The organism is Tritonibacter sp. SIMBA_163 (assembly GCF_046535935.1).
Classification (GTDB): Bacteria; Pseudomonadota; Alphaproteobacteria; order Rhodobacterales; family Rhodobacteraceae; genus Epibacterium; species Epibacterium scottomollicae.
This window is the reverse complement of sequence record NZ_JAWJBP010000002.1, coordinates 531,947-545,217: the sequence shown is the minus strand read 5'-3', so window position 1 is coordinate 545,217 and position 13,271 is coordinate 531,947. Positions and strand designations below refer to the sequence as shown.

Genomic DNA, 13,271 nt, shown 5'->3' with positions numbered 1-13,271 from the left:
CGTCGGGACCGTCATGAGCTTGTACACAGACTACCTAGAAGAGATCGAAACGCGTAAGAGCGAAGGGCTGCACCCCAAGCCCATCGACGATGGCGCGCTGGTCGCAGAGCTGATTTCTCAGATCAAAGAGGTCGGCAACCCGTACCGCGAAGACTCGCTCAAGTTCTTCATCTACAACACTCTGCCAGGCACCACGAGTGCGGCGGGCGTGAAGGCGGCGTTCCTGAAGGAGATTATCCTCGGCGAGGCTGAAGTGGCTGAAATCACGCCGGAATTCGCGTTTGAGCTGCTGTCGCACATGAAGGGCGGCCCCTCCGTTGAGGTTCTTTTGGATCTCGCACTGGGGCAGGATGCCGATGTGGCAGCGCAGGCGGCAGAGGTTCTGAAAACTCAGGTTTTCCTCTATGAGGCTGACATGGAGCGTCTGGAGGCAGCCCATAAGGCTGGAAATCCAGTCGCCAAGGACGTGCTGCAAAGCTACGCGAAAGCCGAGTTCTTCACCAAGCTCCCCGACATCGACGACGAGATCAAGGTCGTGACCTACATCGCCGCCGAAGGCGATATTTCGACGGACCTTCTGTCCCCCGGCAATCAGGCGCACTCGCGTTCGGACCGTGAACTGCACGGCAAATGCATGATTTCCGAGGCCGCGCAGAAGGAAATCGAGGCGCTGAAGTTGCAGCATCCCGACAAGCGCGTGATGCTGATCGCCGAAAAAGGCACCATGGGCGTCGGCTCCTCGCGGATGTCGGGCGTGAACAACGTGGCGCTCTGGACTGGCAAGCAGGCCAGCCCCTATGTGCCCTTCGTGAACTACGCCCCCGTGGTTGCAGGCACCAATGGCATCTCGCCGATCTTCCTCACCACCGTGGGTGTGACCGGCGGCATTGGTCTCGACCTCAAGAACTGGGTCAAGAAGGTCGACAGCGACGGCAAGGCGATCCTCAACAATGACGGCAACCCGGTGCTTGAGCAGAAATACTCGGTTGAGACCGGCACCGTTCTGAAGATCGACACCAAGACCAAGATGCTCTTGGACGAAGACGGCAAGGAACTGGTTGATGTCTCCTCCGCGTTCACGCCGCAGAAGGTCGAATTCATGAAGGCGGGCAGCTCTTATGCTGTGGTCTTTGGCAAGAAGCTGCAGACATTTGCGGCGGAAACCCTCGGTATCGAGGTGCCGCTGGTCTTTGCTCCGGCCAAGGAAGTCAGCCATGAGGGCCAAGGCCTGACTGCGGTTGAGAAGATCTTCAACCGCAACGCGGTGGGCAGCACGCCGGGCAAGACCCTGCATGCGGGCTCTGACGTGCGGGTAAAGGTCAATATCGTCGGCTCGCAGGACACGACCGGCCTGATGACCTCGCAGGAACTGGAGGCCATGGCGGCCACCGTGATCTCGCCCACCGTCGATGGTGCCTATCAGTCCGGCTGTCACACCGCCTCGGTCTGGGACAAGAAGGCACAGGCCAATATTCCGCGCCTGATGAACTTCATGAACACCTTCGGCCTGATCACCGCCCGTGATCCCAAAGGCGAATATCACGCGATGACCGACGTGATCCACAAGGTGCTGAACGATATCACCGTGGACGACTGGGCGATCATCATCGGCGGCGACTCCCATACCCGCATGTCCAAGGGCGTGGCCTTTGGCGCCGACTCCGGTACCGTGGCACTGGCTCTGGCCACCGGCGAGGCGACCATGCCGATCCCTGAATCGGTCAAGGTGACCTTCACCGGCACCATGCAGGATCACATGGACTTCCGTGATGTCGTGCATGCCACGCAGGCCCAGATGCTGAAGCAATTCGGCGACAACGTGTTCCAGGGCCGGATCATCGAAGTGCACATCGGCACCTTGCTGGCGGATCAGGCCTTTACCTTCACCGACTGGACCGCGGAGATGAAGGCGAAGGCCTCCATCTGTATTTCGCAAGACGATACGTTGATTGAATCGCTCGAGATCGCCAAGAGCCGCATTCAGATCATGATCGACAAAGGCATGGAAAACGCCGCCGGCACGCTTCAGGGGCTGATCGACAAGGCCGATCAGCGCATCGCGGAGATCAAATCTGGTGAAAAACCGGCGTTGTCGCCCGATGACACCGCGAAGTATTTTGCCGAAGTTGTGGTTGATCTCGATGTGATCGACGAGCCGATGATCGCCGACCCGGATGTCAACAACGAGGATGTCTCCAAGCGCTACACCCATGACACCATCCGTCCGGTGTCTTACTACGGCGCGCAGAAAAAGGTCGATCTCGGCTTTGTCGGCTCCTGCATGGTGCACAAGGGCGATATGAAAATCGTCGCCCAGATGCTCAAGAACCTTGAGAAAGACCAGGGCAAGGTGGAGTTCAAGGCGCCATTGGTGGTCGCGGCTCCAACCTACAATATCGTCGACGAGCTCAAGGAAGAGGGCGACTGGGCGATCCTGCAGAAATACTCGGGTTTTGAATTCGATGATCTGTTCCCCAAGGGCGAGGCGCGGACCGAGTACGAGAACATCCTGTATCTGGAGCGTCCCGGCTGTAACCTCTGCATGGGCAATCAGGAAAAGGCCGCCAAGGGCGATACCGTTCTGGCGACCTCCACACGCCTGTTCCAGGGCCGTGTGGTTGAGGATGCGGCCGAGAAGAAGGGCGAGTCCCTGCTGGCCTCGACACCAGTGGTGGTCCTGTCCGCCATTCTTGGTCGGACCCCCAGCATCGAGGAGTATAAGGCCGCGATCAAAGGGATCGACCTGACCAAATTCGCTCCCCCGCTGGAAAAGCCGGCTGGCGCTCGCTCCGCTCACTTCTGATAACCTGACTGAAAGGGCGGGGCACGCTCTCGTCCCTTTTTCGAGCAGGTTTGAGCTCTGACAAAACCACAAGGCGCGCTCTATCAAGGGCGCGCTTTCTCTATTTGCGGATCACCTGACCGGACGTGGAATTTTTGCACACGACAATGCCACGTAAAGACACCGATATTCTGCCGTTAAATGGCTGGAAACCATATGATTCACGAAGTCTAAAGGCCTTGTCGACTAATTTTTCATCAGAAGTTTGGTGTGCCGCTCATTTTGTTTCGGGCGGATTGGTAACGAGGATCCGAGAATGTTTCGTTTGAGTAATCTCAAGCTTGGCTTGAAACTGCCCATTATGATCGCACTGCCCGTAGTGATAATTGTTCTTGCGTCGGGGGCATTGCAGCTGTCGCAGATGTCGCAGGCAGTCGATGAAGAACACAAAGCTACATACGAGGGCTTTGTGCAGGGACGTAAGCGCGCGCTGGAATGGTGGCTGAACGAGGTGCAGGGCGAAGTGGTAGCGCTGCGGTCCAGCTTCGCAATTCAGACAGCGGTGACCGAGTTTTCGCAGGCCTGGAAGGCGGTCGATGGCGATCCGCAAGCACAGCTTCGCCAATCCTACATCGTCGACAATCCGCACCCGGTGGGAGAGAAGGACGTCCTGGAAAATGCCGGGGACGGGTCCGGATGGTCCGCAGTACACCAGCGCCATCACGGCGGGCTGCGGGCGTTCCTGCAATCTCGTGGATATTACGATCTGTTCCTCTTCGATATGGACGGGAATCTGATCTATTCGGTGTTCAAGGAAGATGATTTTGGTCTGAACTTTGAGACTGGGAAATACAAGGACTCCGGTCTCGGAGAGGTGTTCCGGGAGGGGCGCTCATTGGCCGAGGGGGCATTCTACATGACGTCTCTTGCGCCTTATGCACCAAGTGCCGGCGCGCAGGCCATGTTCATGTCGACGCCGATCTTTGTTGACGGGCAGCAGGCTGGCGTTCTGGCTGTGCAGTTTCCGCTCGACGGGATCATGCGCATCCTGTCTCAGTCCGAACAGATGGGCCAGACCGGTTTCATTTATCTGGTCGATCAGAACGGCATGTCGTTAACGGAATCGCCGCACGAAGGCGGGTTTTCTGCCTATGATGTACTGCCGGAGCGTGAACAGATCCGCGCGGCTCTCGCGGGGGAGCATCAGTATTTTGATCCGGCGATCGGGGTCGGCGGGCATGACGTGATTTCTGTCGCTGATAGCGTGACCATACCAAACGGAGAACGGTGGGGACTGGTCTATGAAATTGACCGGTCAGAGGCGATGGCGGTTGTCAATAAGGCGACGACCAACGCGTTGATCGAACTGGCGGTTACCAGTCTTCTGGTGGTGCTGGCGTCCTGGCTCGCAGTGCGCGGCGTTGTCAAACGTCTGGAGCGGCTCGCCGGTCACGTGGAAGAGCTGGCAGATGAAAACTACAACGAGGAAATCACCGGACGGAGCATCGGCGATGAGGTTGGATTTATCTCCAAGACCCTGTCCAATCTTCAGGTTCGGCTGCAGGAAGGTGCTGCCGCTAAGGAGCGCGAAAAGGAGATTCAGGAAGGCAATGCAATGGTGGTGCGTACGCTTAGCAACGCCTTGATGAACCTTGCAAAAGGCGATTTCCGCAACAAGGTGCTGAAATTCTTCCCGGTTGAGCACAAGAAGCTTCGTTACAGCATCAACGATGCGATGACGGAGCTGAGCACGGTGATTGAATCTGTGCGTGAAACGGCGGAGAGCATTGCTCAAGGCGCGATAGAAGTCAGCTCTTCTGCCGATGATCTGTCGTCGCGCACTGAAAGCCAAGCCGCAACGCTGGAGCAAACGGCTGCGGCTCTGGAGCAGGTCACCTCGAGTGTGAAGTCGGCCAATGACAACGTTCTCAATGTTGAGCATACGGTCACGCAAGCGCGTGGAATGGCCGAGGAGAGCGGAACCATTGTGAAAGAGACGATCGACGCGATGAACGGGATCGAGGAGTCGTCTCAGAAGATCAGCAACATCATCAGCGTTATCGATGACATTTCTTTCCAGACCAACCTCTTGGCGTTGAATGCCGGTGTCGAGGCCGCCCGTGCGGGAGAGGCCGGACGTGGCTTTGCGGTGGTGGCATCGGAGGTGCGCGGCCTGGCGCAGCGGTCATCCGAGGCCGCGCTTGAAATTAAGGCACTGATCGAAACCAGTGGCCATCAGGTTGGTCGCGGTGTGCAGATGGTTGACAAGACGGGCAACGCGCTGACCCAGATCGTTGATCAAGTGAAGCATATCTCGGTCCTGATCAACGAGATTGCACAATCCTCTCAGGAGCAATCCACGGCACTTACCGAAATCAACATTGGTATGTCGCAGCTTGATCAGGTGACACAGAGCAATGCCGCAATGGTCGAGGAAAATACCGCTGCCGCCCACATGTTACGGTCGGATTCGGATCGGCTTGCGCAATTTGTGGGCCGCTTTCAGACCCAAAACCAGCGCGGTGAGGGCGAGGCGTCGCAAGGCACCGTGGCCGTGGATGCCACAGCGACCGAGATTGCGCCGCCAGACCACATCGCTGCACCGGCCAGCCATGCGGAATCGGAGCCGAAAGCCACCGATGAGGACACCGATGGGCAGGCGCAAATGGTGTCCGACCCTAGTTCGGACGTGCAGCCCGCAAAGCGTGCCAACGAGCGATGGGCTGATTTCTAAGCCCATCGCCGGATGATACCGTGCAGTATGTCGGTCGGGGCACCGGCCGACAGTGACTGGCGGGAGAGTATTGGTGGCGGAGCAGGAAGGCCTGTGCTGCTTTGCGATTTTGATACTGGGTCGAAACCGGGGCTATGCGACGCATTCGCTTCCGATTGCGCGAGCCGACTGTGAAAGTGAGCTTGCCAGATCACCACTTAGGCGGCTGCATGCAGATTGCCTCAGATGGCCGACACGAATGTGCAAGTCCTCCCCGTGGCAGGGCTGCGAGCGAGGAAGGCTGAGACGGGTCTGCAAGGGACATGCGATTTCCGGCGCCAACCTGGCTTGAATTAGAGGTGACAGTGCGCAGCGCCCCGGATTTGCCGCGACATGCGTTTGGTTTCCGGGAGATGGACACGGGAGCGGGCGATGCGGTGCAAGACCACATCGCCCGTAGCAAGTGCTGAAGAAGGTTCAGTTGGACGGAATGCCGGAAGCTGCGTTCAGTTCCGTCTTCACGGCCTCCAGTTCGCCGGAGGCCTCAAGCGCGTCATAGGCGGCCTGAAGCTTGGCGGCGAGGTCTGCGCCGCCGTCCATTTCAGAGGAAATCTGCAGATATCCCAATGCCTCGGCAACGGGCAGTTCTGTTGCCGCGAATTGTGCCACTTCGTCTGGCGTAAAGCTCTGGTTCAGGAGATCCCAGCCCACCAACTCGTTGATGATAAAGGCGTCGATGCGTCCCTTCTGAAGCTTCTTGAAGTTGGACAGATCATTGGACGCGGTCTGCACCACATAGGTGCCCGCCTCGCCAAGTGCCCAGAACTCCTCGGTATAGGGATAACCCAGCGTGGCGCCGAATGTGGTTCCCGCCAGATCGTTCAGTGTCTGCCATTCTGGCAACGGGTCGTCCTTGCGGTAGAAGAACACGATGCGACCGGTGGAAACCGGGCCGACCTCGATCAAGCCGCTCTGATCCGCGAGATCGTTCCAATAGCTCGCGCCATGCATCTGGCCATTGCGGGTCAGTTCCAGACCTCGGTTCCAGGGCATGTATTCAAACGTGATCTCGACGTCAGCGTCGGCGGCCAGACGGGCCACCAGACCGTTGACCACGCCATCGTTGGGCAGCGCTGCGCCGGTCATCGGGGCGTATTCGCCTGTTGCGATACGCACGGGGTCTGCCATCAGCGGCGTGGTCACTGCCGTCAACGCGAGAGCGACGGCACTCAATGTGTGTTTCATGATCGTTTTGCTCCGAGGTGAATGAGATGCACGAAATTGTCCAACGAGAGTGCTAATCAACAATTTCTAACCTCGGATGGTTTGGCGTTTTTTACGTCGGATTTGATTCTAGGCGGCGTGTATCGGCGATGCAGGGTTGCGCTGAGCGACTAGCAGTATGTTGAAAAATGCAAAGTTCCGGGGTTGAAATCTGCCTTCTGAATTCCGTGTCAGGCCGCATGGCAGGCGAAAAACAGCCTTAATTACAGTGCTCTCCAGAAAGTGAACCGAACGGTTCATGCGGCGGTCTTTTCAAGTCCTGTTCGCGAAATTCTTACATGTTATCTCGGATCCCAGTCGGGTCCGGGGATGGAGGATGGCCGGCTGACACTTACTTAGGAGACTCATATCATGAGCACCAAATCCCTTGCGGTGGGCTCCAGCACGCTTGCGCTGACAGCCCTCCTTGCGGCGCCCGCGTTTGCCGGCCCCACCTACACATCCGACAACGGTGGTTCCTTCCGCTGGTACGGTCAGCTCAACCTAGCCTATCAAGGCTATGATGATGGCGGTGAGGACTATAATCGCCTGGTCGACAACGGGAACTCCGGCTCTCGTGTCGGGTTCTGGCTGGAACAGCCCTTTGGCGAGAACACACTGAAGTTCCGTTTTGAGACATCCTTGTCGCTGCGCGCGTCTGACGGTGTGAACCAGAACGATCAGGGTGATATCACCGACTGGACGCGGAGCGACCTGCGTCATGTCGATCTGCAATGGCACACTCCGCGCTATGGTACCTTCTCCATCGGTCAGGGTTCCATGGCCGCTGACGGTGCAACTGGCATCGATCTGTCCGGTACCGGCGTCGCGGCCAACACATCCGTTGCAGATGCAGCGGGCGGGTATTTCCTGCGGGATGCGGGCGGCAACCTGACCGGGATCGAAATCGGCGATGTCTTTGCGACCTTTGACGGCTCCCGCCGCGGCCGTGTGCGCTATGACTCGCCAGACTTTGCCGGGTTCACCGTCTCCGCGTCCTATGGTGAGGATATCCTGACCAAAGATGCTGACACCGAGCAGTATGACATCGCCTTGAACTATGAGAACGAAGATCTGGGTGACTTCACCGTTGCGGGTGCTCTGGCTGTGAGCTGGACCGACAAGGGCGGCGCGGACACCCGTGACACCATCGCCTCTGCTGCGGTTCTGCACGAGCCGACAGGCCTGTCGCTGAGTGCGGCGTCGGGTGACCGGGACACCGGTGGCAACTATGGCTATGTCAAGCTGGGGTACACTGCGAACCTGATCTCCGTCGGTGCGACATCCTTCTCCGTCGATTATTATGACGGCTCGGATCTGGTGTCGGTGAACGACAGCGCCGAATCCTTTGGCGTCGCGGCGGTGCAGAAGTTTGATCGTCAGAACCTCGAGGCCTATGTCGCCTACCGCGAGTACTCCTATGACGACAGCTCCGCCACCAACTACCAGGACGGCTCCGCCATTCTGGCGGGTGCGCGCTGGAAGTTCTGATCGGATCATGCCATTGACGGTGATCTAAATTCGAGCGACCGGACCGGGCAAGGGGCTTCCTACCTCGTGCACCGATCCCGGTACGGTCTCTCGCATGATGCTGCGCCCCCCGGTTCCTCCGGGGGGCGTTTGCACATCCGGGCCAGCTTGACCCCATAAAAACCGGGGAAACCGCCGGTTTGGGCCGCTTCCGGCGCGGATCAGGCCTTATGCCCCTTGCACCGCGCGGCGCTGGCCAATAGAAGGCCTCAAATTGTCTGGGGGCGGAGCCTGCGCGCGCGCCCCGAATCTCTATGGGGAATATGATGCAGGTCACAGAAACTCTGAACGAAGGTCTGAAGCGCGGCTACGCGATCACCATTCCGGCCACCGAGCTGGAAGAGAAGGTCAACGTTAAACTGGCCGAGGCGCAGCCCGAGATCGAGATGAAGGGCTTCCGCAAGGGCAAGGTCCCGATGCCGCTTCTGAAGAAGCAGTTCGGTCCGCGCCTCATGGGCGAAGTCATGCAGGAAGCTGTCGATGGTGCGATGAACAAGCACTTCGAAGACTCCGGTGACCGTCCGGCGATGCAGCCCGACGTCAAGATGACCAACGAAGACTGGAAAGAGGGCGACGACGTCAACGTCGAGATGTCCTATGAAGCGCTGCCCGAGATCCCCGAAGTGGACGTCTCCGGTGTTGCTCTGGAAAAGCTGGTCGTGAAGGCCGAAGACGAAGCCGTCACCGAAGCGCTGGAAAACCTGGCGTCCTCCGCACAGGACTTCGAGGCCCGTGAAGAGGGTGCTGCGTCCGAGGATGGCGATCAGGTTGTCATCGACTTCGTCGGCAAGGTCGACGGCGAAGCGTTCGAAGGCGGTTCCGCCGAGGATTACCCGCTGACGCTGGGCTCCAACTCCTTCATCCCCGGCTTCGAAGAGCAGCTGGTTGGTGTGAAGACCGGTGACGAAAAAGACGTGACCGTAACCTTCCCCGAAGAATATGGCGCCGAGCACCTCGCGGGCAAAGAAGCCGTGTTCTCCTGCACCGTCAAGGAAGTCAAAGCCCCGAAAGCGGCCGAGATCAACGACGAGCTGGCGACCAAATTCGGTGCCGAAGATCTGGACCAGCTGAAGGGTCAGATCGCCGAGCGTCTGGAAGCAGAATATGCCGGTGCCGCACGTCAGGTGATGAAGCGCGCCGCGCTCGACGCCCTGGCTGATCTGGTGTCCTTCGACCTGCCGCCGAGCCTGGTTGAGGCCGAAGCCAAGCAGATCGCACACCAGCTGTGGCACGAGGAAAACCCGGACGTGCAGGGCCACGATCACCCGGAAATCGAAGCCACCGACGAGCACAACAGCCTCGCCGAGCGCCGCGTGCGTCTGGGCCTGCTGCTGGCCGAAATGGGTCAGAAAGCCGAAGTCGAAGTGACCGAGCAGGAAATGACCCAGGCGATCATGCAGCAAGCACGCCAGTATCCAGGTCAGGAACGCCAGTTCTTTGAATTCATCCAGCAGAACGCACAGATGCAGCAGCAACTGCGCGCGCCGATCTTCGAAGACAAGGTCATCGACCTGGTGTTCGAACAGGCGCAGGTCTCCGAGAAAGAGATCTCCAAAGAAGAGCTGCAAAAAGCTGTTGAGGCGCTCGAAGAAGAGTAATTTCTTCCGATGTGACTTATTCGAAGGCCGTCCTTCTGGGGCGGCCTTTTTTGTTGCCGCGCGTGGCCTCTTGAAGGTCAACGCATGAAGAGGCTGAGCGGTGGGGCGTTGTCCATGCCAAGGTGCCTGCTGCAGTCGACGTCAGGGCGGGGGCGGCGATGAATACTCGCGCGAGACGGCTGGAAGGGCACGAGGTTCTGTAGGTGAGTTTGGCTTTGTCAAATCTACCTGCAGGTGTTCTGTCGCACGGAAAGCCGAGAAAACACTCCACCCGCGCCAGTTTGCGGGGAACAGAGTGGCTATTTCCCCTCGATTCCGGTGATTTATGGGCTTTTCTTTACACGCGAAAAGTTCATTAACTTTGAAATCTTGAATATACGCGGGCAATCCGGCACACTATCGGAGTATTGGGACAAGTTCATGTCGGTCAGAAAGGTCCACTCACCGGTAAACCTATATCTCGGCGTCATAGTGGCACTGATATGCGCCGTCATGGTGGCGCTGAATGTAAGTGTTGGGGCCTATGCTTTGGCCGCGATCCTGATGGTGGTTTTGCTGACTCTGCTTGCCGATCTCTACGCCTTGATGCGCGCGCGACGCTTGCCGGTGCGGGTTGAAATGGTTCTGGTGCTTGTCGGGATTGCGATTCTCGTCGCGATTTGCCAGTTCGGCGCCGAGGCGGCGTTCTATGCCTTTCCTGTCGTGGTCGGGGCATTTCTTGTGCGGCAGGGGTGCTTCCCGCTGGTGTTTTCCAGTGCGTTCTTGGTGGCGGTTGTGCCGGTGATTGGCCTGTGTGCTGCCGACTGGCAGATCGCGATCCGGCTGGGGCTGGCCTTGCTGCTTTGTCTGGGCTTCTTGTGGTTTGCCGCGCAACGCATTGCCGAAGCGCAGAGCCGTCTCGAAACCAGCGTCATCCAGGATCCGTTGACCGGATGCTTCAATCGCCGTCATCTGGCCCGGCTGTCGGAGGCGGAAGATCTGTCCGCGGCTTCGCTGATCCTCTTCGATCTCGATTACTTCAAGAGTGTGAATGACACCTTTGGCCATCCCACCGGGGATTTTGTGCTCCGGGCCGTGACAACCCTGGTGCGTCAACAGCTGGACAAGGGTGACCTGTTGTTTCGCATCGGCGGTGAGGAGTTCCTGGTGCTGCGGCTCAAGCCCGAGGAAGGCACCACCCGTGCCCTTGCAGAGCAGTGCCGGCAGCGGCTTGAAGCCTCGCGCATATTGGCGACCCGTCGGATCACTGCGACGTTCAGCTGTGCGGATTTCGCGGGCCGTTCTCAGATTGAACCGGTTCTAGGCCAGGCGGACGCCGGGTTGCTGCAAGCCAAGCGGGCAGGGCGCAATCGCGTCGTCTGATGCGTCGGGCCGCCCCTGCGTCAACAGGAACGGCCGGTTTCGTGTGCAAAGGCTTCGGTCAGAGCGCGATCTTGAACCGGGCAAACCCGTCCGGACCATCCCCGGCCGGAGTGATTGTCACGCCCGGCACGTTGGCGGCATAGTCAGCGGCTTTGGGGCCGGTATCAAACAGAACCGAGGTGTCGGGCAGGGGCGCAAAGCTCCAGTTGCCGTCTGCCTTGGGGCTGATGGTGCCCTGTTCCACGATGTAGCGCACGATCACGTCACGGTTGGTGTCCGGCCCCTCGAATATGATGGTATCGCCCATGGCGCCGGGGAAGCTGCCACCACCGCTGGCGCGGTAGTTGTTGGTGGCGATGATGAAGGTCTCTGCGGGATCAATCGGCGCGCCATTGAACTGCAGGTTCACGATGCGGTTGGTGTCGGGATTGATCACGTCGCCCTTGGCGGAGAACATCGGCGGCTGGCTCAGGTCGATCTGATAGGTCACCCCATCGATCACATCAAAGTTGTAGCTCGGGAATTCCGGGTTCAATAGCAGCTGATCCGCCGTGCCGGCCTCAACCTGGTTGAACATGCCCGCCGAGCGCTCCAGCCAGTCCTTCACCTGCTGGCCGGTCGCTTTCACCGCGCGCACGGTGTTGGGATAGAGGTAGAGATCGGCGACATTCTTGATCGCCACATCACCTACGGGGACATCGGTGTAATACTCCGGCCCGCCACGTCCGCCAGCCTTGAAGGGCGCCGCTGCGGAGAGGATCGGCAGGCCCTCATGTTCGGTGCCCTTGAGCATCTGTTGGATGTACCAGGTCTGCGCGATGGACACGATCTGCACCGACGGATCATCCGCCACCAGCGCAAAATAGCTGTGCAGTGGTGCATCGGTTTTGCCCACCGCGCGGCGCACATAGGCCAGCGTCGCGTCGTGATCCGCCTGCACCGCGTCAAGCACGCTCTGGTCGCTTTCCACAAGCGCGGTGACGCTGCGGTCCTCGTTGCGCTTTGAAATCGGCCGCGCCTCGGAGCCGTGCCCCACCACGCGCCAGCCCTTGCCGTCCCGCTCCAGCATCAGGTCGATCAGCCCCATGTGGCTGCCCCAATAGCCGCCCATCACCGCGGGTGTGCCGTGGATGGTGCCCTTGTCGGCATCAACGCCTGCAAAATCCGCATAGGTGGAGGAGGGGAACACCAGATGGCTGTGGCCGGTCATGATCGCGTCAATGCCCTCGACTGCCGCCAGCGGAACAGAGGCGTTCTCCATCCCCTCGCTCCGCTCAGCAGAGCCAATGCCGGAATGTGACAGCGCAATAATGATGTCTGCGCCTTTCTCCTTCATCTCTGGCACATAGGCGCGGGCGCAGTCGACGATGTCGCGCGCCTGCACGTTGCCCTCGAGATGCTTGCGGTCCCAGTTCATCACCTGAGGCGGCACAAAACCGATGATGCCGATCTTGATCGGATGGGTCTTGCCCGCACCATCCGTCAACTCGCGATCAAGCAGCACATAGGGCGGCAGCAAGGTTTCGTCCTCGCGCGGGGAGGCGCCGGTCTTTCTGGCGACATTGGCGCAGACCACCGGGAACCCGGCGCCAGCCAACGATTTCATCAGAAAGGAGATGCCGTAGTTGAATTCATGATTGCCCAGCGTCGAGGCATCAAAGCCTACGGTGTTCATCGCGGTGATGACAGGATGCTGGTCGCCCTCCTTCATGCCCCGTTCATAGGCAATGTAGTCGCCCATCGGGTTGCCCTGCAGGAAGTCGCCGTTGTCCACGAGCAGCGAATTGGTGGCTTCGGCGCGGATGTCACCGATCAGCGCTGCGGTTCGGGCAAGGCCCACGGTGTCCACCGGCTTGTCGCCGTAATAATCATAAGGAAACACATGCACATGCAGGTCGGTTGTCTCCATCAATCGCAAATGGACCTGGCCAGCGGCGGCCTGGGCGGAAAATGGATGCAATGCGATGAGGCCGGCACTGCCAGCAAGAAACGACCGACGATCAAGGTGAAGCGGCATGGTCTA

The 13,271-nt window shown here is 59.1% G+C and carries 7 protein-coding genes; 5 read left to right on the top strand and 2 right to left on the bottom strand.

The window, feature by feature from the left end; translation table 11 throughout:
* Positions 1 to 13 precede the first annotated feature (13 nt).
* Positions 14 to 2,803, top strand: a complete 2,790-nt coding sequence (locus R0J92_RS06490; RefSeq protein ID WP_411051094.1) for a bifunctional aconitate hydratase 2/2-methylisocitrate dehydratase — start codon at positions 14 to 16, stop codon at positions 2,801 to 2,803.
* Between the two features lie 295 nt (positions 2,804 to 3,098).
* A complete protein-coding gene (locus R0J92_RS06485; RefSeq protein ID WP_411051093.1) occupies positions 3,099 to 5,516 on the top strand; it encodes a methyl-accepting chemotaxis protein in 2,418 nt (805 codons plus the stop codon).
* A 456-nt stretch (positions 5,517 to 5,972) separates the two neighbouring features.
* Here R0J92_RS06485 and R0J92_RS06480 read toward each other — a convergent pair whose 3' ends face one another.
* Positions 5,973 to 6,740: a substrate-binding periplasmic protein gene (locus R0J92_RS06480; RefSeq protein ID WP_411051092.1), complete on the bottom strand. Its 768-nt coding sequence runs from the start codon at positions 6,738 to 6,740 to the stop codon at positions 5,973 to 5,975.
* Positions 6,741 to 7,130: 390 nt separating this feature from the next.
* Here R0J92_RS06480 and R0J92_RS06475 point away from each other — a divergent pair, with 390 nt between their 5' ends.
* From R0J92_RS06475 to R0J92_RS06465, 3 genes are all read left to right on the top strand, one after another.
* On the top strand, positions 7,131 to 8,249 hold the full coding sequence (locus R0J92_RS06475) for a porin (protein ID WP_411051091.1): 1,119 nt from the start codon (positions 7,131 to 7,133) through the stop codon (positions 8,247 to 8,249).
* 305 nt (positions 8,250 to 8,554) lie between these two features.
* Positions 8,555 to 9,886: a trigger factor gene (gene tig, locus R0J92_RS06470; RefSeq protein ID WP_411051160.1), complete on the top strand. Its 1,332-nt coding sequence runs from the start codon at positions 8,555 to 8,557 to the stop codon at positions 9,884 to 9,886.
* Between the two features lie 471 nt (positions 9,887 to 10,357).
* Positions 10,358 to 11,248 carry a GGDEF domain-containing protein gene (locus R0J92_RS06465; protein ID WP_411051090.1) on the top strand — a complete coding sequence of 297 codons (891 nt, stop codon included), beginning with the start codon at positions 10,358 to 10,360 and terminating at the stop codon, positions 11,246 to 11,248.
* A 58-nt stretch (positions 11,249 to 11,306) separates the two neighbouring features.
* On the opposite strand, the gene R0J92_RS06460 is transcribed toward R0J92_RS06465, so the two are convergent.
* Positions 11,307 to 13,265 carry a bifunctional 2',3'-cyclic-nucleotide 2'-phosphodiesterase/3'-nucleotidase gene (locus R0J92_RS06460; protein WP_411051089.1) on the bottom strand — a complete coding sequence of 653 codons (1,959 nt, stop codon included), beginning with the start codon at positions 13,263 to 13,265 and terminating at the stop codon, positions 11,307 to 11,309.
* Positions 13,266 to 13,271 lie beyond the last annotated feature (6 nt).